This window comes from Cyanobium sp. NS01, assembly GCF_014280235.1.
Classification (GTDB): Bacteria; Cyanobacteriota; Cyanobacteriia; order PCC-6307; family Cyanobiaceae; genus NIES-981.
Window position 1 is genome coordinate 2,154,394 of record NZ_CP047940.1, and the last position, 21,043, is coordinate 2,175,436.

The window sequence follows — 21,043 nt, forward strand, 5'->3', positions numbered from 1 at the left end:
GCGGCTGTTGGCTCTTGTTTGAAGCTGACATTGCGATAAGTCCGTTAGAGTGAACTCTGAGATTGACTCGAAGAAGCAGCACTTGACAGGAACAGCCAGACCAAGAAGCACGAGCCCATGGAGGTTCGTGAATTTTTGATGCGCCTCGACACGGACCTGATCGATCACGAGCAGGTTTTCTCTTCATGAGATCAGCCTAGGTCGAAAGACGGCTCCACACCACCTAAGCTTTCACCATGCCAGTCAATGGCGGATTCCCCTTCCTGCTCTGATCAGCCAGGCAAGGCAAATCAATGCCTCCAGGCGGGAACCCGTACCAGGTTGTTGGGAGTCGCTGGCTCGAACTTGGCCCTGAGGAAAGTTGCTCTCGCTGAAGCTGTGGGCTGCGAAGGCCAGCGTGATGTCCCCGGTCGACAGCTCGCCGTAGTCACCTGATTCGTGCAGGAACTTCTGCTGGAGCTGGAAGGCCTGCATGAAAACCGCCATGGAGGCCTCAACGCTTGGCACATCAGTTCTCACGTATCCGAGTTTCATCAAAGTCAGAGAGGATGGCCTGCATGGCCGCTGCCCCCGATGACTCCTCCCCCCAGCCCCCTGCGCTCGCCCAGGCCCACCCCCCCCGCACCCGACGACCACGATGCCGACGACAGGCTGGTGGATCGGGGCTTGCCCCTCGGCATGCGGCTGCTGGCCCTGGTAGGGGCGTTGTCGTTCGTGATGCTGGGGCTGAACAGCCTGCTGCCGGTGTTGCAGCCACCGCCCACACCGCCCTCAATGCCGGATCAGCGCGAGGGCAACCTCACCTGAGCGGATGCCCTCTGCCCCTTCGCCCCCTGCCGCTTGAAAGACCCGGCCGTCTGGGACCAGCTGCTGCAGCGCTATGTGGATGGCGACGGCAGGGTGGATTACGCCGGCTGGCAGAGCAGGGATGCGGCCACCCTCCGCGCCTGGCTGGCCGCCCAGACGGCCCACACCGAAGGGCGCCAGGAGCAGCTGGCCCACTGGATCAACCTCTACAACGCCTTCACGGTTCAGGCCGTTTTGGAGGCCTACCCGATCGCCTCGATCCGCCCCAGCCTGCCGGGACTGCCGAACTGGGTCGGTTTTCTGCGCTTCTTTCAGCGGCCGCTGCACCGGCTGCAGGACGGCTGCTTCAGCCTGGCCCAGATCGAAAATCAGCTGTTGCGTCAGCTCGGTGATCCGCGCATTCACTTCGCGATCGTGTGTGCCTCGGTGGGTTGTCCCTTGCTCCGCCAGCGCGCCTACCGCACCGACGCCGTGGAGCAGCAGCTCGAAGCTGACCTTCACCGCTTCATCCACAACCCCGCCAAGGTGCGCTTTGAGCGGGAGCGCAACATCCTCTGGGTCAGCCGGATCTTTCAGTGGTACAGGGCTGACTTTCTGGCGGTGAGTGCCTCTCTGCCCGGCTACATCCTGCCCCGGTTGGGAGATGGAATTCCCCCATGTCCTGAGCCCCAGGTGCGGTTCCTGCCCTACGACTGGAGCCTCAATCAGCAGAGGGGCTGAGTCGGCGTGCTCTCAGCGAACGTCGTCATAGAAGCGCCGCAGGTGCCGAGGTGGCAGGCCCAGGCCCCAGAGGATGCCGATGCCGAGATAGGTGGCCATGGCCTTGCCGGCCCCCCAGGCCCGCACGCGGCGATCGGAGCTCACCACCACCCGGCGGATCAGCCGGATCCTGCCCTGCTTCAGCAGCCTGAAGCAGAGGTCACCATCTTCCAGCAGGGGCAGGGCTTCATCGAAGCCACCGCCACTCCAGAAGGTGTGGCGCCGGGTGATCATCACCTGATCGCCAAACAGCAGTCTCAGCCCCCGCAGGAACTGCAGCGGCCGAAACAGCAGCGGCGCCAGATAGGTTTTCAGCAGGTTCAGCCCCGACACCCCCCAGCAGGTGCGCTGGCCTGAGCGCATCAGCGACACAAAGCCGGAGCAGGCCACCGAGGGATCGACCAGGGCGCGTTCGGCCACGGCCACCAGATCCGTGGGGATCAGGGTGTCGGCATGCAGGAAACAGAGCAGCGCCCCACTGGCCTGGCGAGCCCCCTCATTCATCTGCACCGCCCGGCCGGTGGCCGGCGACTGGAGCACCCGCACCCCCGCTCCTGCCGCAATGGCGGTGGTGTGGTCTTGGCTGCCGCCATCCACCACCAGCACCTCCCAGGCCGGCGGGTCGAGGGCCTGCACCCGCTCCAGGGTGGCGGCCAGGCAGGCGGCCTCATTGAGGGTGGGAATGATGATCGAGAGGCGCTGCATGGGGAGTCCGCTCAGGGCCGGCCCACCAGGCCAAAACACGGGCTCAGGGGCCCCAGGCGCCGGATCACCCCCTCGTAGAGGCCCAGGCTGATCAGCAGGGAGCCGGCGCAGATCAGGGCGAATTTGGCGCCGATGGCGAGTGGCAGCGGCACCACCCACCAGCCCAGGCCCACCAGCACCGGCTGGTGCAGCAGGTAGAGCGGCATGGCGGCCTTGCTGCCGTAGCTCACCAGCGGATGGGGTGCCTGCAGGAAGCGGCGCGCCAGGGCGACCAGGGCCAGCACGGCGCACCAGCTGTTCCAGCCGCGAAAGGCCTGGAACAGCTGGGCGGCCGGGGAATCGTCGCCCGGTACGGGCGTGGCGCCGCTGAGCGTGAGGCCCAGGAACACCGCCATGCTCAGCGCCGCCAGCGCCAGGAGCAGCCAGCGGCGCCGATCCAGCACCACCCAGAAGCCGCCCTGGTGGCAGAACAGGTAGCCGAAGACGAAATACAGCAGGTAGAGCAGCAGATTGGCCCAGTCGTCGTAGAGGTTCTGGAAGCCCGGCCAGCGGGGCCGCAGCAGGGCCTCCGAGAGCATCAGGGGCAGGGCCAGCAGCAGCAACGAGCCCAGGCTCACCCGCCAGCCTGCACCGCCTTCAGGTGGGCTGGGGCTGGCCTGAGCACTCAGCCGGCCCAGAAGCGGCAGGCAGAGCAGGGTGATCACCAGCAGGTAGGCCAGAAACCAGAGGTGGGCCCACTCGAAGTGGCCCGCCGGCCGAATCCCATCGAAGAAGTGGGGGTAGAAGCGCAGGTAGCCCAGGGCTGAATCCACGCTCTGCAGGTCGTGCACGTACACCTGGGGCGGCACCAGCACCAGGATGCCCACCCCCAGGGGCAGCAGCAGCCGTTGCAGGCGTTCGCGCAGGTAGGCCCCCGCACCGCGCGATCGCAGGGAGTACCAGCTCGCCGAGCCCGCCAGAAAGAAAAAGAGGGGCATGTGCCACTGATGCACCAGCACCAGAAAGCCCCCCAGGGCCCGGCTGCTCTCGGGATTGGTCACATAGAACGTGCCCAGATCGCCCGCGTAGAACACCGCTGCGGCGTGGAAGGGAATCAGCAGCAGCACGGCCAGCACGCGGGCGCCGTCCAGGGCATGGCAGCGGGGCGCAGGGGAGACGGCCACAGCTGGACCGCTCACGGGCCCGTCAGGCCGGGGCTTCCGCCGCCAGCCCAGGACCGAACAGGCGGTCGGTGGCCTTCACATACCAGGCGGCGGCCTGAACCTGAACGATGTAGGCCAGGGCGATGATCAGGGCGATCTCGGAGCCTTCCGGCCCGAAGGCCGTCATCGCCAGGGCCAGGGCGATCGAGAGGTTGCGCATCACCGTGCCGTACACGAGGGCGATGCCGTCGCTGCGGGGAAAGAAGCGGCGCGCCACCAGGGTGCTGAGGGCGAAGTTGATGCCGTAGAGCAGCAGCAGCGGGATCAGCATGCGCACCAGCAGCAGGGGCTGGCCCAAGATCAGGGGCGCCTTGAGCGCCATGGCCACGGCCACGATGCCCACCACGCCCAGGGTGGAGAAGGGGGCCAACCGCGGCTTGATCACCTTCCTGTAGTGCTCCGCGCCCCTGGCGGCGATCAGCGCCACGCGGGTGATCTGCCCCAGCAGCAGCGGCAGGAACACGATCAGCAGGATCTGCTGAAACACCCTGGCCATCGGCACGTCCACCGCTGTGCCCATCAGCACCCTGGCGTAGAGCGGTGTGGCCAGGGACCCAAGCACCAGCCCCACCACGGTCATGCGCACCGCTGCTTCCAGGTTGCCCTTGGCAAACCCCGTCCAGGAGATGGTCATGCCGCTGGTGGGCAGCAGCGCCGCCAGCAACAGGCCCAGGGCCACCAGGGGTTGGCTGGCGAAGAACAGCCGGCCGATCGCCAGGGCCACGAACGGGATCACCAGAAAGTTGATCGCCTGGGCCGTGAGCTGCAGCCTGAGGTCCCTGCCACCCAGCAGCAGCGGCAGCCGCAGGTCGATCAGCATCGGATACACCATCAGGAAGGTGAGGGGCATCACCAGGCTCACCAGCCAGGCCGAGGGCAGGGTCACCCCCCAGGCCAGGCCGAGCAGCATGGCGGCTGGGATGGCCCACACCAGGCGCCGCTGCAGGGCCATCAGCAGGGCGAAGGGCCAGGGGGCGGTGGCCATGGCGGCTGCAGCGCATCGGAGTCATCACTCTACGCGTTTATGCGCATAATCAGGTGTTATTGGGTCACGGCACTGCGGCGCAGGCGAATTCGCTCCAGCGCCGTTCCACCAGTTCAAAGCAGGTCGGTGGCGCCGTAGGCAGCTTCCTGAGCAGGGCGATCAGCTCGGGGCCATGGCCACTCAGCAGCACCACCAGCTCCCTGGCCGGGTCGTAGCTGTCGAGGGCCCCCAGGCTCGGACGGATCGCTGCCGGTCCCAGCCCCTGGTGGCGCAGCTGGGCGGTCACCTCGCTTCGCGCCACATAGCGCCGGCTGAACCGCACGCCGTCGAGGCGCCAGTCGTGCTCAGGTTCGAGCGGAGCGGCCAGGTGGCAGATCAGCAGACCCCGGCCGCTGAGCCGATAACCATCCCAGGCGGCATGGCCGATCAGCAGGCTGTTCTGCTCCAGAAAGCGCGGTTCCCAGGCCCCCGAACAGGCGGATTCCTGTCCATGCCAGGACCTCGGCCCCCGCCAAGGCTGCCCTGGCCCAGGCTGCCCCGGCCAAACCGGCAAGTCAGGCCACGGCATCGACCGGCTCCGGACAGGGCACCAGGCGCTCAGTCTCCCGATCCCAGAGCTTGAACTGGGCGCAACTGAGCATGTCGCCGAGTCGCAGACAGGGCACAGCCGCCAGCAGACGAGCATTGGCCTGGTGGGCGGCGCGCAGGTTGTAGTTGGGAATGCGCTCCGAGAGGTGGTGGATGTTGTGGTAGCCGATGTCAGCCGTGAACCAGCGCAGCCAGGCCGGCATCTGCAGATAGCTGGTGCCTTCCAGAGCTCCCTGCATGTGGCTCCAGCCCTCGGTGTTGTGGGCGTAGCTGCCCTCAAAGATGTGCTGAACGAAAAAGATCCACAGGAACAGGGCTGCCGAGAAGGTGAGGGTCACGCCGTAGAGCCCCAGCACCAGGCCGAATCCCCAGCGCTGGCCGGCCGCCACCACCAGGGCGATCAGCACCACGTTGTTCAGCAGCAGATCCCAGAACTCGGCCGAGCGCGGCACGGCCTGGGCCCGGACCGCCCGGGAGATCTCCTTGAGAAGCGCCAGCCTGGGCTGGATGGCGAGGTAGTAGAAGCCACCGGGGAGGGCCATCAGCGGATGGCGCAGCAAGGCGTAGGTGGCCTGCTGCCTGGCACTCAGCTGGGCGTAGTCGTCGGTGGTGATCAGGTCGGTGACGCCGCGATAGCGCTCCCAGTCGCCATTGGTGCGGTGGTGAAAGGCGTGGTCGTTGGACCAGGCCAGCTGGGGAATGGCATTCACCAGCCCCAGGATGAAGCCCCCCACCCGGTTGAGCCAGCGGCTGCGGAACAGGGAATGGTGGCCGCAGTCGTGCATCAGGGAGAAGCAGCGCAGCGAGAACAGCACCAGGGGAATCACCAGCAGGGGCACGGCCCAGGGCGCCCGCTGGGCGAGATGGATGGCCAGGGCCAAGCAGGCCAGGTAGGGGCCCACGGCGCTGAGGATCTGATAGGCGCCGCGCCAGTTGCTGCTGCGGGCATAGGGGGCCAGCACGAAGTCGGCTGGCCGGAGATCGGTGGTCATGCAGGAGGGCGAGGGGGGCATCACGGCACGAGCGGATCAGCCGGCGCGGACACCAGAGCCTGGCGCCGGCCCGGTCAGGCCCTGGAGTGCTTGTTGGGGACGTGAACGTCTGCGGCGCGTCTCAGCGCTCGGGCAGGCCCTGGCAGGCTGAAGGCGGGTGGCTTCCGGGGCTGGATAGAAAGGCTTGGCTCATCGTGGAACCCGGTCCGCGCCGGGGGTGAGGGGTGATCACAACGGCGAGCGTTCTGACTGAGGGGTGCTCCCAGGAGCGAACCCCATCACAGCTGCGGGACAGCGCCGGACTCGCAGAGGGTCCAAGAACCCTCTCCCCACCGGACTTTCCTCCTTGCGTCCAGGGTGTGAACCACTGGAACCGTCACGGCCAGTCTGGTGCAGATGTCAGCCAACTGACGCCTCTGCGGTGTTCAGCGGGCAGCGAAGGCGATCGGGCCGAGGATCAGGGCCGCGCCAGCGACGGCGAGCAGCAGGGCCACGGCGGCGGTCCAGCGGCTGGGCAGCTGCCGCAGCACGAGATAGCTGCTGCCGCTCACCAGCACCGAGGCGGAGAAGGAACCCGCCCACCACAGCGCTGAGGCGGCACCGGCCGGAGCCTCCTGACCATGGAGCATGGCGTGCACGGCCACGGCTGCAGCGATCAGGGCACCGCAGAGCTCCAGGGCCGGAGCCCGCGGCGACTTCTGGCTGCGCAGCACCAGCAGGGCCACGGCGGGGATGGCCAGGGTCGCCAGCAGCTCGGCACCAGGCAGCCCGCCGCCCATGGCGCCGAACACGCCTCCAGCCAGGGCGCCAGCCAGCCCCCAGAGCAGCAGCTCGGCCGAGAGGTAGGAGGCCGCGGCGCCAACGGCGATCAGCAGCAGCAGGTGGTCGGTGCCCGCCAGTGGATGCAGGAAGCCTCCCACCAGGCCGCCTGAGGCCACGTTGTGGGCCTGGGCCGGCTGGCCGAGCAGCAGGGTCGTGGCGGTGGCCAGGGCCACCAGAAGGCCGAGGGAGCGGCTGGAGCGGAGGTGTTGCATGGTTTCTCCCGGTTTCCGCGCCGGGCAGGAAAGAACTCAAAGCGGCGAGCGTTCTGACTCAGGAGCAGGTCTCTCCATCACAGCTGCGGGACAGTGCCGGAGTTGCACCGGACTTTCCTCGTTGCCTTCCGGGCCAGAGGCTCGAAAACCACTCCGCTCCCATTGTGCTCCTGCTGCGGCGATTCGGCCGCAGACCTGATCCCACAGACCTGATCTCAGGGATTCAGGTCTTCCTCGCGCCAGCCCTGCTCCAGCCGCCAGCGGCGGCGGCGGTGGCCAGTTGCAGCCAGCGGGCCGCCGGGGAGCGTCCTTCTCGCTCACGGGCGGCCCGCAGCAGGGGGCGCCAGGGGGGGAGCTCGGTCAAACGCTCACGACCTCAAAGAGCCACGCCCTCACGCCGCTTGGCCGGAGCGCCGCTGGAACGCCAGCCCCGCACCACCCACAGCTGCTCCGCCTACAGCCAGCGCGCCAAGACCTCCTGCCACGGCCAAGAACCCCAGCGTCTGCAGGGCCAGCAGAAACAGCCCCAGGGCCGAGGCGGCCTTGATCTGGATGCGGGCCTTGATCAGCAGGGTGAGCAGGAGCAGCACCGTGGCCTGCAGGCCGGCGGCCTTGGCGGTGATGGCCGCGGTGGTGAGGGGGCCGAAGGGACAGGGAAGCAGCATGGGCTCAGGGCGTTACCACCATGCTGGCGGGTGGGCCCTGCCGGGCGTTGCCCCTGTTCAGCTGAAGCCCCCCAGCCGGATGCCGGCGCCCACCACCACGAAGGCGATCGCCAGGGCTGTGATGGCGCGGATGTGCCAGGCCAGGGGGCCCAGCCTGGCGTCGCTGAGGTTAGGGATGAGGCGCAGCCGGGCGTCCAGGGCCAGGGCCACGGTGGCGGCGAGCAGCAGCAGCTTGGTGCCGACCAGCACGGCGATCGGGTTCGCCGGGTTGAACAGCCCCTGCAGGCCCGGCAGGTAGATCCAGGCCATGGCCAGGCCGGTGATCACCTGGATCGCCAGGGCGGTGAGCCCCAGGGGCTCAAACACCTCCTCGTAGGCCCGGATCGGCGCGGCGCTGGCCTGGCGCAGGGCCCGGGGCAACACCCCCAGATCCAGCACCAGGTGGCCGCCGGTCCACACCGTGGCGGCCAGGGCATGCACGATCACCAGCCAGGAGAACAGAGACATCGCTCAGGGCAACAGCGGCCCGCCGGTTTGGCGGCTGATGGCCACGATCCCAGGCCGCGGCACCCTGCCGGGCACGCCCGAGGGCCAGTTCGAGCCGGTTGGCACCCAGCGCTCCTGCTCGAAACCCGCCCCGTCGCGAGCCACCAGGGCGGTGGTGTGGCGGCTGACCTCCTGGGCCCTGCGGCTGCCGTGCACTTCACCGGGGTGCTGCACGGCCAGGAACAGGGTGTGCTCGGCACTGTCGAAGCACGGCCCGGTGAGCTCGCACTCCATGGGCCCGGTGGCGAAGCAGAGGGCCTCGCCCCGGGCCGGCCCGCGCCTCGGCAGCACCCAGCAACTGTTGTTGCCGAACGCCTCGGCGGGGCTGGCCCCGGAGGAGCGGTCGGTCACCACCCAGACGTTGCCGGCCCCATCCACCTCCAGGTTGTCGGGGTTGGCGAAGCCCATGCCTCCCTCCCAGGGCAGGCCGCCCACCGCCACCATCTGCCAGCGGAAGCCGCCGGCGCTGGCCGTGCTCTCGCTGAGTCGCATCACCCAGCCATGGGGCCAGGTGGGCTCCCCGGCCGGGCCGGAGAAGATGGCGGGGTCGGCCCGACCCTCCCGATCGGCTCCCCCCGCCGTGAAGGCGATCAGCAGATCGCCCGTGGCCGGATCGAACACGGTGTCTTCCGGGCGGGCGGCGGCGGTGGCCCCCACGGCGTTAGCGGCCAGATGGGCATCGATCAGGATCGCGCCGAGCTGGGCGTCCCCTGTGCCGGGGTAGAGGGAGGCCAGGGTGCTGAACTGCTCGCGGTAGCGCTTCACCTCGGCATCGCTGCTGAGGTCCACGGCGCCGGGCTGGCGGCGGTCGGGATCGGGCAGCCGCGTGGCCTGGCTCAGGCCCCAGCGCTGGTAGTGGCTGGGGAGCTGGGGCGCCAGGGCGGTGGAGGGCAGCAGCGGAATCCAGCGCCCCTGGCCGCCGGCACCGAACTGGGCCACCTCCAGGCGCCCGGCGCTGAACAGGGCGGAATTGGCCGGATCCAGGGGGTCTCGGACCCGGCCAGCGCTCACGAAGCGGTAGAGGTGGCCGCCGTGGCGGTCGCAACCGGAGTACAGCACCAGGGGCTGGCCCGCCTGGGCCTTCACGGCCACGGCCTCGTGGCGGCAGCGCCCCAGAGCCGTGTGCTTCACCGCAGGCCGCTGGGGCCGGCGTGGATCCACCTCCACGATCCAGCCGTACTTGTTGCCCGCCAAGGCGAAGGGGTTGCCCAGGCCGCGGAGCCTGCGGCCGTCCCAGTGGAAAGGGAGCTCAGACGGATCCAGGGAGGAGCCATCGGCGTACACCGCCTCGCACACCTCCTTTTGGATGTTCTCCTCGGCGCTGAGCACGGTGCCCCAGGGGGTGGTGCCGCCGGCGCAGTTGGCGAAGGTGCCGATGATCCGCTCGCCGAGGCCGTCGTCGTAGCCGAGGCGGCGCTCGGCGCGGAACACCGCCGCCGCCGGGCCACTGGCGCGCAGGGCCTGGGCGGGATCCTGCAGGCCACTGAGGCCGCTGATGCGGCGGTCGAAGCGCCCTGGCTGGCGGCGCCAGCGGCCTTCGGGCCCCTGCTCCAGGCCCGCCACGCCGATGCCGAGATCCTCAAGGGCAGCGCCGGCCACCTCCTTCACCATGGCCAGCAAGGGATCGCCACTGGCCAGGGCGGTGGCATCCACCCGGGAGTTGCGATCGGCCAGGGCCGCCTGGAGCTGCTCCAGGGGCAGGCTGAGGCCGCGGGCTTCACCCAGCCCCTCCGCCCAGGGAAGGGGGCTGATGTACTCGAAATTGACGGTGAGCAGGGCCTGCCCCGGCGCCAGGGCCAGGTAGGCGAGGTGGTCGTTGTTGTATCCGAAGCTCCCATCCCCCAGCGGATCCCCCCACACCGCCAGCAGATCGGCCCGGTAGCCAGCCGGCACCACGAGGCGATCCTCCAGGCGCACCTGGCCGTAGTGGCGGCGCTGCTCCGCGGCGCTGAGGCCATCGAGGGGCAGGGGCAGCGGCGTGGGCACCGGCTGAAAGGGCAGCCCGCCGCTGCGGCCACTGCCGCGGATCGGGCTTGGCGAGGCGCGTCCTGTCCTGGCCCGCCCGGCCTGGGCCGATCCGGCTGTCGCCAGGCCGAGCAGCACCAGCAGGGAGCGACGGTTCATGACGGCCAGTCTCGGGCCAGACCTTGGTCGTCCAGGCGACAGCCGCTTCGCAACGCCCCCACTTCACGGCTCCCCCAGAAGAATGCCAGGATGAACACACTTCGTAACATCGCCATGACCATGGGCGAACTGTTTCTCGAGTCGATGGCCACCGGGGTGATCACTCCTGAAGAGCTGAGCTGGCTGGCCAGGCGCCAGACGGAGTTTTCCCGGGTGGAGGAGGCTGCGGCCCTGCGCCTCGGCAGGCTTCTGGATCAGGGCGTGATCCAGCTCGGCTGCCGGTTGCCGCGGCTGGCCTGAGGGTTCGCCGCCATGCTGGATCCCCAGGGGGGGCTGTACACCCAGAAACCGGAGCTCAGCTCATGTCCGCGTCACTGGCTTTCGTGCTGGCTCCTGAGTCGGGCCTGCCTCCTGATGGCGACACCGACTGGGAGCAGCTGAGCCTGGCCCAGCGCCACGGCATCCGCCAAGCGGCGGCCTTCCGGCTCTATGCCCTGCCGGAGGCTGCCCCCCCCCCCGACCTTGCCGATCCTGGCTCAGGCCTTGAGGCGCTTCCCTTCAACGGCAGCATCCCCGATGGCCTGCCCCAGGCTGCCGCGACCCAGCTCTATTGCGATGCGGTGATCCCGCGCTTCGATCCGCCCCAGTTGTGGCTGGCGGTCTACGCGCTGGAAGACGACCGCACAAAGGCCGTCGCCCTGGACCGTTTCCCGCTGCACCAGGCAGAGAACGAAGCCTGCTGGTTCTATCCCACCGACGACGGCACCTACCTCTGCTGGGAGCGGGCTGAGGCCATCACCCTGGCGCCCGGCTTCATCGCCGATCCCAGCTGCTGCCCCTCGCCAGCGGACTACCGCCGCAGCTCCCTGCACTTGCTCTGGTCCCTGATGGCCGACGACCCCGACCTCACCTGCGTTGGGATCACCTACGCGGGGGTCCGCCTCGAATGGCCGGTGCTGAGCGATGAGCCTGCGGCTGCCGCCTCCTGGACCGCCTTCGCGGTGGACAGCGCCGCCAGCCCCCATTACCGCCAGATCGCCACGGTGCGGGCCCATGGCCCTCAGCGCAGCGATTCGCAGGCCTCGCCTTCGCCATTGCCATCCCGGCAGCGGTGACGGCGCCGCAGGGCGCAGCCCAGAACTGTGAGCAGGCGCACCATGGAGCCATGGTCCAGCCCCCGAGGGTGGGGGCTGGGCGCTCAGGCTCCCTGACCGGCGCTGACGGCAACTGCCTGGGGCTGGGCAGCCGGACGGCCGTCGCGGGGACCATCGACCGACTCCCGCACCAGTTCAGCGGTGATGGCGCCGTCAAAGGAAAGGCGCCCAGGGCCGAGCAACAGCAGGGCCAGGCTGCCGCCGAGGTACAGCACCACCAGCTCCAGCACGTAGATGTTGAGCCCGGCGGTGAGGATGTGGTGATAGGCGGCCACGGCCATGGTGCCGGTGATCGCCAGGGCTCCCAGCGGTGTGAGCAGGCCCAGGATCAGCAGCCAGCTGCCCACCACCTCCGAGAAGCCGGCCACGTAGGCGAGCAGCAGGGGGAAGGGCAGGTGCAGCGGCGCCACATAGGTGTCGGCGAAGGCCTGGGGATTGGCGAGCTTGTCCTGGCCGTGGTGAATCATCATCAGGCCGATCGCCAGCCGCAGGGCCAGCAGGCCGAGGTTGGCGGCAGTGCCCTTCTCGAGCACATAGCGGCTCAAACCGCCCTGCACAGCCGGACGTTGCAACAGGCGGGTGAGCGGGCCGGCGGTCTCGGCCGGGGCCAGGTCGGGCCGGTTCAGGCGCAGCAGCCAGAGGGCCATCAGGGAGCCGGTGAGCCCGGCGAAGCCCTCGAGGAGTTGGGCGGTGGTCATCGTTCAAGGGAGATCTCCCAAAACTCTGGCAAGCCGGGTAACGAAACGTGAAGTGTTGACTGAGAAAGGGGCAGGGCCGGAAAACCGCCCCCCCATTTCGGGCCCCGCGGCGCCCCAAACGGCTCCAACCACTGTTACTATTTCTTCACGTTTCGCAACCAAGCGCAACCATGACTGACTCCGCTTCCCGCTTCGGCTTCGTGGCCTTCGCCGAAACCTGGAATGGCCGCCTGGCCATGCTCGGCTTCGTGATCGGTCTTGCCACCGAAGTTCTCACCGGCCAGGGCATCCTCGGCCAGATCGGCCTCGGCTGATCCCGGCCCCAAGCCCCCAACGCAGCAGCGGCGCCATCCCCAGGGACAGCGCCGCTTTTTGCTGGTTGTCTGGATGCAGACCTGAAGAACCTGATGGGGGCAGCATGCCCCCATTCCGAATGGAGAACCTCTCTCGAGGCCAGGGACGGCTCAGGAGGCCTGTTGATAGAGGGCTTCGAGGCGCTCGCGGTTGAGGTCCACATAGAGGAGGCGCTCACCGGGCTGGGGAGCCTCCGGGTGGCGGCTGCGGATCGTCGGCCGCTCTGCGCCCCTGCTGAAGCCCTGGCTCATCAGCGCGAAGGAGCTGCACAGCAGCACAGCCGCAGCTACCGCATAGAGAAGGGCAAAGACCATGACACTCGGCTCGGAACGACCACCAATCTAGTGTAAAGAAGTGTTAACCGTGACAGATTGCTAAGCCTGCTGCCGCTCTCCTGCGGCGGCGTCCTGGTCCCTGGCGCTCAATCCAGCTTCACCCCCTCCAGGCGGCGGCGCGCCACCAGCAGCATCAGGCTGCGGCTCTCCAGGGGGATGCCGGCCGGCGTCCAGATCCCCGGACGGGCCGGCAGGTCCTGGCCGGCCGGCAGAGCGGTGTCGATCACCCGCAGCCAGCCGGAGGTGGAGACCGGCAGGTCGAAGTGCACAGCTTTGCTGTAGGCGTTCATGGCACACCACAGCAGCGGTCCCTGGGTGGGGTCGTTGATGCTCCAGGCCACGGTGTGCGACCAGCTGGCCCAGTCCGGCCGGGTGATCTCCACGCCGTGCCATTGGCGCCAGCGCTGCTGGGGATCGTCGTGGCGGCTCTGGGGCCGCTCCTGCAGCGGCAGTTCGGGGTTGATCAGGTCCACCAGATGCCGTCTCAGGCTCAGCAGCCGCCGCACGAAGCGGCGCAGGGCCAGATCGCTGCTGTCGGGCTGCCAGTGCATCCAGCCGAGGGGGTTGTTCTGGCACCAGGTGTTGTTGTTGCCTCCCTGGCTGCGTCGCACCTCATCGCCCATCAGCAGCATGGGCACGCCTGGAGCCAGCAGCAGGGTGCTCAGCAGGTTGCGCAGCTGCCGCTCCCGCAGCGCCCTCACGGCATGGTCGCTGCTGGGGCCCTCCACGCCGTGGTTCCAGCTGTTGTTGTGGTTGTCGCCGTCCCGGTTGTCCTCACCGTTGGCCAGGTTGTGCTTGCCGTTGAAGCTCACCAGATCGGCCAGGGTGAAGCCGTCGTGGGCCGTGAGGAAGGTGATGGCCTGACCCGGGTGGGCCGGCATCAGGTTGTAGAGGTCGGGGCTGCCGCTCAGCCGCTGGCCCACGGCCCAGGAGCAGTTTTCATCGCCCTTCCAGAAGCGGCGCAGGTCGTCGCGGAAGCGGCCGTTCCAGGTGGACACCCGCCGGGCTGGGAAGTCGGCCAGCTTGTAGAGGCCGCCGCAGTCCCACGGTTCGCTGATCAGCTTCAGGTCGGCGAGGTCGGGGTCGGCCTCCATGGCCTCGAACAGCGGTGGCCGGGCCAGGGGCGCCAGGTTTTCACCCCGGCTCAGGGCGATGCCCAGGTCGAAACGGAAGCCATCCACGCCCAGCTCCGTGGCCCAGCAGCGCAGGGATTCCAGGATCAGGTGCTGCACCAGTGGCCGGTTGGCGGCGATCGTGTTGCCGCAGCCGCTCACGTCCTGGTACTCGCCCAGGGCGCTCTGCTGGTAGTAGAGGCGGTCGGCGAAGCCGCGCCAGCTCAGGGTGGGGCCGTGCTGGTTGCCCTCACTGGTGTGGTTGTAGACCACATCCAGCAGCACCTCGATGCCCGCCAGGTGGCAGGCCTTCACCAGCTGCCGCACCTGGTCGCGGGCGCCGAGGGGATCGTTCCCCACCAGGTAGTCCGGGTGGGGGGCCATCCAGCTCAGGGGGCTGTAGCCCCAGTGGTTCTGGCGGCCCGGCGGCGCGTCGCCGGGATCGAAGGCCATCACCGGCAACAGCTCGATCGCGGTGATGCCCAGCTCCCGCAGATGGGGCAGGGTGTCGATCAGCCCCAGCAGGGTGCCCTGGCGATCGGCCGTCACCGGACAGCCGGCCCCCTGGGTGAAGCCCCCCACATGCAGCTCGTAGATCACGCTGCGCTGCCAGCTGTGGCGTGGCCGGGGCGCGGCTTCGAAATCAAAGCGGTCGCGCTCGGTGACCACGCCCCGCAGGCAGCAGGAGCTGTTGGGGGCGGCGCCGACCGCAGCGTCGCGGCGGTAGCCCTGCCAGCCGGCGATGGCCCGGGCGCAGGGATCCAGCAGCACCTTGGAGGGGGCAAAGCTGTGGCCGCCAGGCTGGAGGGGGCCGAACACCCGGTAGCCGTAGCAGCAGCCCAGCCCCAGACCCTCCACCTCCACATGCCAGTGATCACCTGAGCGGTGGCGGCCATCGAGCGCCACGACGCGACTGGGTTCGAGGGCGTCCGGGTGGCTGAACAGCAGCAGCTCCAGCCGGGTGGCCCGAGGAGCCACCACCGAGAAGTTCACCCCGCGGGAGGTGAGGGAGGAACCCAGCGGGCCCGGGCGCCCGGGATGGATGGCTCCGGGACGACTCCGGCGGGTCGCCACGGGCGCCGCTGGGGCCGAGATGGATGGGGCAGACAACGGCTCGGGCCAGCTTGCCCAACAAACTAGACAGACCTTCCCGGCTCAGGCCACTGTCAGCACTTGCCCTTCCAGCTGAGCCCGGCCGCCCTCCCCAGGCGGTGCGGCCCGGCCTGTGGCTGTTCGCCCCCAGCCGCGACAGCCAGGGGGGCAGCAGCTGGCTGCTGGAGGCCAGCGCCAGTGGCCTGAGCTTCGATCTGCTGATCGACTGCCCCGGCTACAGCCAGGCCAACCTCGACTGGCTGAGCGCCCGCGGACCTGGGCTGCTGGTGCTCACCAGTCGCGAGGGCCACGGCCGCTGCCGCCGCGTGCAGCAGGCCATCGGCTGGGAGGTGCTGGTGCAGGAGCAGGAGGCCTACCTGCTGCCGGGGGTGGCGCCGCTGCGCAGCTTCGGGGCGACGTGTGAGCTGGCGCCGGGGGTACGCCTGCTCTGGACGCCCGGGCCCACGCCGGGTGCCTGCGTGGTGCATGCGCGTGGCCCGCAGCTGGATGTGCTGTTCTGCGGCAGGCTGCTGGCCCCCGTCGGCCCGAATGCGATCGCCCCGCTGCGCACGGCGCGCTGTTTCCACTGGCCGCGACAGTTGGCCAGCCTCGAGGCGCTGCGGGGCTGGTTGCCGCCAGGCTCCCCCGATTGGATCGCCTGCGGCGGCGGCCTGGGTGCGCTGCGCGGCGCCAAACTCGTGACGGAGGGGGCCGTGGCGTTGCGATCGGCACCCTGATTTGGGCGATTCAGCACCAAACGGGCACCAGATCCGTTGCAGCAAGGCGCTTTTCTGTTGCAGTCCCCGAGCAGCACCCATACCATTGGCGCGCTGAACCCGGTCCGCCGGGGCGGCCACCCTGCCGAGGCCTCCTAACCTCCCCGTCCCGGCGCCGCCCCGCCAACGCTCTGATCGCTGCCCCAGAGGCCATCCCCGCTCCTATGAACAAAGCAGATCTCGTCAACCTCGTGGCCGCCCGCACCGAGCTCACCAAGACCGACGTGTCCCAGGCCATCGACGCCGCCATCGAGACCATCATTGATTCGGTGGTGGAAGGCAACAAGGTGTCGATCCTTGGCTTCGGCTCCTTCGAGCCCCGCGAGCGCTCCGCTCGCCAGGGCCTCAACCCCAAGACCGGCGAGAAGATCAAGATTCCAGCCAAGCGGGTGCCCGCCTTCACCGCCGGCAAGATGTTCAAGGACCGCGTTCAGGGCTGAGGCCGCTTCCCCGCCACGTCGAGGCCCTGATCGCTGCCGGCCTGCGCCGGCGGGATCAGGGCTATCGCGGTCGCTTTGCCCCCTCCCCCAGCGGCCCTCTGCACCGCGGCAACCTGCGCACGGCGCTGCTGAGCTGGCTGGAAGCACGCCTCGCCGGCGGCGAATGGCTGCTGCGCATCGATGACCTCGACACGCCCCGCAACCGGGCCGGCGCCGAGGCCGCCATCCTGGCGGACCTCACCTGGCTGGGCCTGAGCTGGGATGGGCCGCTCTGGCGCCAGAGCGAGCGCCGCGGCCTCTATTCCAGTGTGCTCTCGGCGCTCCGCCGCGACGGCCGGCTCTACCCCTGCCGCTGCAGCCGCAGGCTCCTGGCCGATGTGTCGGCCCCCCACGGCGACTGGGCCGTGTACCCGGGCTTCTGCCGCCAGAGCCAAGTGGGCTGGGGGGCCGTGGCGGGGCGATGGCCCAGTTGGCGGCTGCGGCTCTCCGCTGGTCCAATCGCCTGGCGGGAGGCTGCGGCCCTGGTGCCGGTGTCAGCTGCGGGCCTGCTGGATGGAGCCAGCCAGGTGGGCGATGTGGTGCTGCGCCGGGCGGACGGCTTCATCACCTATCACCTGGCCACGGCGGTGGATGAGCTCACTCTCGGCATCGGGACGGTGGTGCGCGGCGAAGACCTGTGGAGCTCCACCGCCGCCCAGGTGGCCGTGATGCGCGAACTGGGCGCCCCACCTCCCTTCTATGCCCATGTCCCCCTCTGGCGCGAGGAGAGCACGGGCCAGCGGCTGAGCAAACGCAGCGGAGCCGAGGGGCTGGAAGGCCTGCGGGCCAGGGGGTTGGATGCGGCAGGCGTGGTGGGGCTGCTGGCTGCCAGCGCCGCTCTGGTGCCGCCGGGATCGCGGCTGAGCGCCGCGGAGCTCCTGCAGCATCTGGCCACGAGGGCGACAACCGCTCAGGAGCGCACTTCTTAAGGAAGCTTTCGGGAGCGTGGTGTGCGAATCCACGCACACTGGTGATGTTCCCCAGCGGCTGGCACGAGGCCGAGTTGATCAACACCCCAGCCCGGCAGCTCGCGAGCGCCGGCATGACTGAACGGCGTGGCTCCGAAGCCCTGTCCACAGGGATGTGCTGCCAGTGCGGCGGCAGTGGCGTGCTGCGGCTGGATGGCCAGCGCTATCGCACCTGCATGACCTGTGTGGGACAGGGCAGGCAACGGCCCAAGCTGGTGCTGGCCGCCGAGGTGCTGCAGATTCCGCTGCCCCGGCTGCAGGAGCCGATCAGCGGGTCGGCTTCTTCTGCTGCTGCCTGATGAAGAAGGCGGCGGTGGCCACGACCACGGCCAGGGGGGCTGCGGTCAGCAGCAGCAGGATCACGGCCGTCCAGTCGGTGTACATCGCCGCCAAGTCACTGGACCCCATCATCCCAGCCAGGATTCCCCTGCGTGCCGTCCCCGTGCCTTTGTGATGCGACTTCTCTCCCGCGCCCTGCTCGGAGCCCTCCCCGGTGCCGCCGCCCTGGGCCTGGGCTTGGTTCCCCCCTCGGCGGCCAACGTGGTGTTCGATGACTGTCAGCCCACGGCGGACGGTGGCGTCACCTGCGACACCCGCCCCACCGGCGAGACCCGGGTGGATGACGAGGCGGCCCGTTTCGGCCTCTATGACGCCGCCAGCCCCGGCTGGAACGAATTCGAGCCGTTCGAGGCCGATGACGAGATGTTCGGCGGCAACGAGACCTGAGCCCCGATCGGCGCCCGGCGCTGACAGCGCCCTGATCCCCTGCTAGGCCTGGATTGGCGATCGGTCCAGGTCATGGCAGCGACGCTTCTCCCGCCCAGCCCAGCCGAAGGCACCCCACCGGCCCCCGACGCGCGCATCAGCCGCATCGTGCGGCGCCATGGCGCCAGGCCCGGCGAGCTGATCGAGGTGCTGCACCGGGTGCAGGAGCTGCTGGGCTGGTTGCCGCCCCAGGCCCTGGCCCAGGTGGCCCGGGAGCTGCAGCTGCCCCAGGCCCGCGTCTACGGGGTGGCCAGCTTCTACCACCTGTTCCGCCTCAGGGCCCCCACCGCCCACCGCTGTTGCGTGTGCCTGGGCACCGCCTGCTTCGTGAAGGGCGGAGCGGTGCTGGCGGCACAGCTGGAGCGGCGGTTGGCGCTGCGGCTCGATGATCCCGCCGGCAACGGCGCCTGGAGCCTGGAGACCGTGAGCTGCCTGGGGGCCTGCAGCCAGGCGCCGGTGCTGGTGGTGGACGGCGGGCTGGAGGCGAAGCTGCCGCTGGATCAACCCGAGCGGCTTGAGCAACGGCTGGCGGGCCTGCTCCCGGAGGCCCTCGCTGCCCCCACACAGGCAGGAAGCTGATGGCGGACCCGGTCCAGCTGCGTTGCTGCGGCGCCAGTGGCTGCCGCGCCGCCGGCAGCGAGGTCCTGCGGCAGGCCCTCGAGCAGGCGGCCCCCGCTGGCGTGGGCGTCAAGAGCGTGGGCTGCCTGCGCCTCTGCGGCCGCGGCCCCCTGGTGGCCATCGATCGGCCAGGGGAGAGCTCTGGCCCTGATGCTGGCCCTCCCGGCGACTCCCTGCTGTTCGGGGAGCTCCGGCCCAGCGAGGCCGAAGCGCTTGTGGCCTTGGCCCTGGGCGAAGGGGGCGGCGCCCTGGCGGACCGGCAGCTCGACCTGCGCCAGCCGTTCTTTGCCCTGCAACACCCCGTGGTGCTGGAGAGCTGCGGGCTGATCGATCCCACCAACTTGGATGACGCCCTGGCCCATGGGGCCTACGGCCAGCTGCGGCGCGTGCTGCAGGAGTGCAGCCCCGAGCAGGTGCGCGAGCAGGTGAAGCGCAGCGGCCTGCGGGGCCGGGGTGGCGCCGGCTATCCCACGGGCCTGAAGTGGGACACCGTGGCCCTGCAGCCTCCCGGCCCGCGCCTGGTGGTGTGCAACGCCGACGAGGGCGACCCCGGCGCCTTCATGGACCGCAGCGTGCTGGAGGGCGACCCGCACCGGTTGATTGAGGGCCTGGCGATCGCCGCGTTTGCGGTGGGCGCCGAACAGGGCTTTGTGTATGTGCGGGCCGAGTATCCGCTGGCGATCGAACGGCTGCGGCTGGCCCTGGAGCAGGCACGCCGCCACGGACTGCTGGGGGCCCCGATCGATGGCAGTGGCTTTCAGCTGCAGCTGGAGCTGCGGGTGGGGGCCGGTGCCTACGTGTGCGGCGAGGAAACGGCGCTGCTGGCCTCGATCCAGGGGGAGCGCGGCACGCCGCGGCCGCGGCCGCCCTTCCCAGCCGAGGTGGGCCTCTGCGGGGCCCCCACCCTGATCAACAACGTGGAGACCCTGGCCGCGATCCCTGCGATCCTGCGCCGCGGCGGCGACTGGTATGCCGCCATCGGCACCGAGGGCAGCAAGGGCACCAAGGTGTTCTCCCTCTCGGGGGCGGTGCTGAACCCGGGCCTGGTGGAGGTGCCGATGGGCACCAGCCTGCGCACGGTGGTGCAGACCATCGGCGGCGGTGTGCCCGGCGGCACCGGAGCCCATGGCGGCGTGAAGGCCGTGCAGACCGGCGGCCCCTCGGGCGGCTGCATCCCGGCCCCTCTGCTCGACACGCCGGTGGACTACGAGCGCCTGCGGGAACTGGGTTCGATGCTGGGTTCAGGCGGCCTGGTGGTGATGGGCGAAACCACCTCGATGCCGGCGCTGGCCCGCTATTTCATGGGCTTCAACGTGAACGAGAGCTGCGGCAAATGCCTGCCCTGCCGCGCCGGCACCGTGCAGCTGGCCCAGCTGCTGGATCGCTTCGTGGCGCGGCGGGCGACCCTGGCCGACCTCGAGCGCCTGGAGGAGCTCTGCCACATGGTGGGCGCCACCAGCCTCTGCGGCCTGGGCAAGGCGGCGCCCAACCCGGTGCTCAGCACCCTGCGCTACTTCCGGCACGAGTACCTGGCGGCCTGCCTGCTGGAGGTGACCCCATGAGCGTGCTCACCCTCACGGTGGATGGGCTGGAGGTGGCGGTGCCCGATGGCGCCTCGCTGCTGGAGGCGGTGCGGGCGGCCGGCGCCGAGCTGCCCACCCTCTGTCACCTGGAGGGGCTCACCCCGGTGGGGGCCTGCCGGCTCTGCCTGGTGGAGCTGGAGGACGGCGGCCGCCTGCTGCCCGCCTGCACCACCGCCGCCGCCGAGGGCATGGCGGTGCGCACCGACACGGCCCAGCTGCGCGGCTACCGGCGCATGGCCGTGGAGCTGTTCTTCGCTGAGGGCAACCACGTGTGCGCCTTCTGTGTGGCCAGCGGCAGCTGCGAGCTCCAGGCCCTGGCGGTGGCCGTGGGCATGGACCACTCCCGCTTCCCCTACCAGTACCCGCCACGGCGGGTGGATGCCTCCCACCCCCGCTTCGTGATCGACCACCACCGCTGCATCCTCTGCACCCGCTGCGTGCGGGTCTGCGACGAGGTGGAGGGGGCCCATGTGTGGGATGTGGCCCAGCGCGGCGCCCAGTGCTCGATCATCGCCGGCTTCGATCAACCCTGGGGAGAGGTGGAGGCCTGCACCTCCTGCGGCAAGTGCGTGGACGTGTGTCCCACCGGCGCCATCTTCCACAAGGACGACACCACCACCGAGAAGCAGGTGCACCCGCCCCGGCCCCAGCTGCTGCGCCGCGCCCGGGAGCAGCAGCTGGGCAGGCACCCGTGCCCGTGAG

The 21,043-nt window shown here is 69.8% G+C and carries 27 protein-coding genes, 1 pseudogene and 2 riboswitches; of the genes and pseudogenes, 13 read left to right on the top strand and 15 right to left on the bottom strand.

Annotation, left to right across the window (positions count from 1 at the left end):
- Positions 1-243: 243 nt before the first annotated feature.
- Positions 244-486 (bottom strand): hypothetical protein, encoded by a 243-nt coding sequence (locus tag CyaNS01_RS11235; protein ID WP_186697147.1) that lies wholly within the window; start codon positions 484-486, stop codon positions 244-246.
- Positions 487-573: 87 nt separating this feature from the next.
- On the opposite strand from CyaNS01_RS11235, the gene CyaNS01_RS11240 reads away from it, so the two are divergent.
- Together CyaNS01_RS11240 and CyaNS01_RS11245 are read left to right on the top strand one after the other, a co-directional pair.
- A complete protein-coding gene (locus CyaNS01_RS11240) occupies positions 574-807 on the top strand; it encodes a hypothetical protein (RefSeq protein ID WP_186697148.1) in 234 nt (77 codons plus the stop codon).
- Positions 808-840: 33 nt separating this feature from the next.
- On the top strand, positions 841-1,527 hold the full coding sequence (locus tag CyaNS01_RS11245) for a DUF547 domain-containing protein (protein WP_186697149.1): 687 nt from the start codon (positions 841-843) through the stop codon (positions 1,525-1,527).
- A 12-nt stretch (positions 1,528-1,539) separates the two neighbouring features.
- On the opposite strand, the gene CyaNS01_RS11250 is transcribed toward CyaNS01_RS11245, so the two are convergent.
- From CyaNS01_RS11250 to CyaNS01_RS11295, 10 genes and pseudogenes are all read right to left on the bottom strand, one after another.
- The gene (locus CyaNS01_RS11250; RefSeq protein WP_186697150.1) at positions 1,540-2,271 is read right to left on the bottom strand and encodes a TIGR04283 family arsenosugar biosynthesis glycosyltransferase; all 732 of its coding nucleotides are present in this window, start codon (positions 2,269-2,271) and stop codon (positions 1,540-1,542) included.
- 11 nt (positions 2,272-2,282) lie between these two features.
- Entirely contained in the window at positions 2,283-3,449 is a 1,167-nt protein-coding gene (locus CyaNS01_RS11255) for an acyltransferase family protein (protein WP_186697151.1), read from the bottom strand.
- Between the two features lie 7 nt (positions 3,450-3,456).
- Entirely contained in the window at positions 3,457-4,458 is a 1,002-nt protein-coding gene (locus CyaNS01_RS11260; RefSeq protein WP_186697152.1) for an arsenic resistance protein, read from the bottom strand.
- Positions 4,459-4,522: 64 nt separating this feature from the next.
- On the bottom strand, positions 4,523-5,011 hold the full coding sequence (locus CyaNS01_RS11265; protein WP_186697153.1) for a hypothetical protein: 489 nt from the start codon (positions 5,009-5,011) through the stop codon (positions 4,523-4,525).
- 1 nt (position 5,012) lies between these two features.
- Positions 5,013-6,038, bottom strand: coding sequence for a fatty acid desaturase (locus tag CyaNS01_RS11270; RefSeq protein ID WP_186697154.1), 1,026 nt, complete (start codon positions 6,036-6,038; stop codon positions 5,013-5,015).
- A gap of 217 nt (positions 6,039-6,255) precedes the next feature.
- A riboswitch (cobalamin riboswitch) is annotated at positions 6,256-6,431 on the bottom strand.
- 32 nt (positions 6,432-6,463) lie between these two features.
- Positions 6,464-7,072 (bottom strand): HupE/UreJ family protein, encoded by a 609-nt coding sequence (locus CyaNS01_RS11275; protein WP_186697155.1) that lies wholly within the window; start codon positions 7,070-7,072, stop codon positions 6,464-6,466.
- Between the two features lie 25 nt (positions 7,073-7,097).
- Positions 7,098-7,240, bottom strand: a riboswitch (cobalamin riboswitch).
- Positions 7,241-7,328: 88 nt separating this feature from the next.
- Positions 7,329-7,436, bottom strand: a pseudogene (locus CyaNS01_RS11280) (pyridoxamine 5'-phosphate oxidase); the annotation flags it as partial.
- Between the two features lie 28 nt (positions 7,437-7,464).
- The gene (locus tag CyaNS01_RS11285; protein WP_186697156.1) at positions 7,465-7,737 is read right to left on the bottom strand and encodes a hypothetical protein; all 273 of its coding nucleotides are present in this window, start codon (positions 7,735-7,737) and stop codon (positions 7,465-7,467) included.
- Between the two features lie 57 nt (positions 7,738-7,794).
- A complete protein-coding gene (locus CyaNS01_RS11290) occupies positions 7,795-8,244 on the bottom strand; it encodes a CopD family protein (protein ID WP_186697157.1) in 450 nt (149 codons plus the stop codon).
- 3 nt (positions 8,245-8,247) lie between these two features.
- Positions 8,248-10,407, bottom strand: a complete 2,160-nt coding sequence (locus CyaNS01_RS11295; protein ID WP_186697158.1) for a PhoX family phosphatase — start codon at positions 10,405-10,407, stop codon at positions 8,248-8,250.
- Between the two features lie 90 nt (positions 10,408-10,497).
- Here CyaNS01_RS11295 and CyaNS01_RS11300 point away from each other — a divergent pair, with 90 nt between their 5' ends.
- Both CyaNS01_RS11300 and CyaNS01_RS11305 read left to right on the top strand, forming a co-directional pair.
- Positions 10,498-10,707, top strand: a complete 210-nt coding sequence (locus CyaNS01_RS11300) for a hypothetical protein (protein WP_225875657.1) — start codon at positions 10,498-10,500, stop codon at positions 10,705-10,707.
- Positions 10,708-10,769: 62 nt separating this feature from the next.
- On the top strand, positions 10,770-11,522 hold the full coding sequence (locus CyaNS01_RS11305) for a hypothetical protein (protein ID WP_186697159.1): 753 nt from the start codon (positions 10,770-10,772) through the stop codon (positions 11,520-11,522).
- A gap of 83 nt (positions 11,523-11,605) precedes the next feature.
- Here CyaNS01_RS11305 and CyaNS01_RS11310 read toward each other — a convergent pair whose 3' ends face one another.
- On the bottom strand, positions 11,606-12,259 hold the full coding sequence (locus CyaNS01_RS11310) for a DoxX family protein (RefSeq protein ID WP_186697160.1): 654 nt from the start codon (positions 12,257-12,259) through the stop codon (positions 11,606-11,608).
- Between the two features lie 170 nt (positions 12,260-12,429).
- Here CyaNS01_RS11310 and CyaNS01_RS11315 point away from each other — a divergent pair, with 170 nt between their 5' ends.
- Positions 12,430-12,573, top strand: coding sequence for a chlorophyll a/b-binding protein (locus CyaNS01_RS11315; RefSeq protein ID WP_186697161.1), 144 nt, complete (start codon positions 12,430-12,432; stop codon positions 12,571-12,573).
- Positions 12,574-12,723: 150 nt separating this feature from the next.
- Here the strand turns inward: CyaNS01_RS11315 and CyaNS01_RS11320 are convergent, their stop codons facing one another.
- Together CyaNS01_RS11320 and CyaNS01_RS11325 are read right to left on the bottom strand one after the other, a co-directional pair.
- Entirely contained in the window at positions 12,724-12,927 is a 204-nt protein-coding gene (locus tag CyaNS01_RS11320; protein ID WP_186697162.1) for a hypothetical protein, read from the bottom strand.
- A 107-nt stretch (positions 12,928-13,034) separates the two neighbouring features.
- Positions 13,035-15,104: a glycogen-debranching protein gene (locus CyaNS01_RS11325; RefSeq protein WP_186700719.1), complete on the bottom strand. Its 2,070-nt coding sequence runs from the start codon at positions 15,102-15,104 to the stop codon at positions 13,035-13,037.
- Between the two features lie 167 nt (positions 15,105-15,271).
- Here CyaNS01_RS11325 and CyaNS01_RS11330 point away from each other — a divergent pair, with 167 nt between their 5' ends.
- The 4 genes from CyaNS01_RS11330 (at position 15,272) to CyaNS01_RS11345 (ending at position 17,674) form a co-directional block, all read left to right on the top strand.
- Entirely contained in the window at positions 15,272-15,889 is a 618-nt protein-coding gene (locus tag CyaNS01_RS11330) for an MBL fold metallo-hydrolase (RefSeq protein WP_225875658.1), read from the top strand.
- Between the two features lie 203 nt (positions 15,890-16,092).
- The gene (locus CyaNS01_RS11335; protein WP_186697163.1) at positions 16,093-16,368 is read left to right on the top strand and encodes an HU family DNA-binding protein; all 276 of its coding nucleotides are present in this window, start codon (positions 16,093-16,095) and stop codon (positions 16,366-16,368) included.
- Entirely contained in the window at positions 16,365-17,336 is a 972-nt protein-coding gene (gene gluQRS / locus CyaNS01_RS11340; RefSeq protein ID WP_186700723.1) for a tRNA glutamyl-Q(34) synthetase GluQRS, read from the top strand. The genes CyaNS01_RS11335 and gluQRS overlap by 4 nt, the downstream gene beginning before the upstream one ends.
- Positions 17,337-17,380: 44 nt before the next feature.
- Positions 17,381-17,674 (top strand): hypothetical protein, encoded by a 294-nt coding sequence (locus CyaNS01_RS11345; protein WP_186697164.1) that lies wholly within the window; start codon positions 17,381-17,383, stop codon positions 17,672-17,674.
- On the opposite strand, the gene CyaNS01_RS11350 is transcribed toward CyaNS01_RS11345, so the two are convergent.
- Positions 17,643-17,783, bottom strand: coding sequence for a hypothetical protein (locus CyaNS01_RS11350; RefSeq protein ID WP_186700891.1), 141 nt, complete (start codon positions 17,781-17,783; stop codon positions 17,643-17,645). The genes CyaNS01_RS11345 and CyaNS01_RS11350 overlap by 32 nt on opposite strands.
- A gap of 45 nt (positions 17,784-17,828) precedes the next feature.
- On the opposite strand from CyaNS01_RS11350, the gene CyaNS01_RS11355 reads away from it, so the two are divergent.
- The 4 genes from CyaNS01_RS11355 to hoxU all read left to right on the top strand — a co-directional run bounded on the left by CyaNS01_RS11355 (position 17,829) and on the right by hoxU (position 21,042).
- Positions 17,829-18,101, top strand: coding sequence for a hypothetical protein (locus tag CyaNS01_RS11355; protein WP_225875659.1), 273 nt, complete (start codon positions 17,829-17,831; stop codon positions 18,099-18,101).
- A 72-nt stretch (positions 18,102-18,173) separates the two neighbouring features.
- Entirely contained in the window at positions 18,174-18,719 is a 546-nt protein-coding gene (locus CyaNS01_RS11360; protein ID WP_186697165.1) for an NAD(P)H-dependent oxidoreductase subunit E, read from the top strand.
- A complete protein-coding gene (locus tag CyaNS01_RS11365; RefSeq protein ID WP_186697166.1) occupies positions 18,719-20,320 on the top strand; it encodes a NuoF family protein in 1,602 nt (533 codons plus the stop codon). The genes CyaNS01_RS11360 and CyaNS01_RS11365 overlap by 1 nt, the downstream gene beginning before the upstream one ends.
- Positions 20,317-21,042: a bidirectional hydrogenase complex protein HoxU gene (hoxU, locus tag CyaNS01_RS11370; protein WP_186697167.1), complete on the top strand. Its 726-nt coding sequence runs from the start codon at positions 20,317-20,319 to the stop codon at positions 21,040-21,042. Before CyaNS01_RS11365 ends, hoxU begins: the two co-directional genes overlap by 4 nt.
- Position 21,043: the final 1 nt, after the last annotated feature.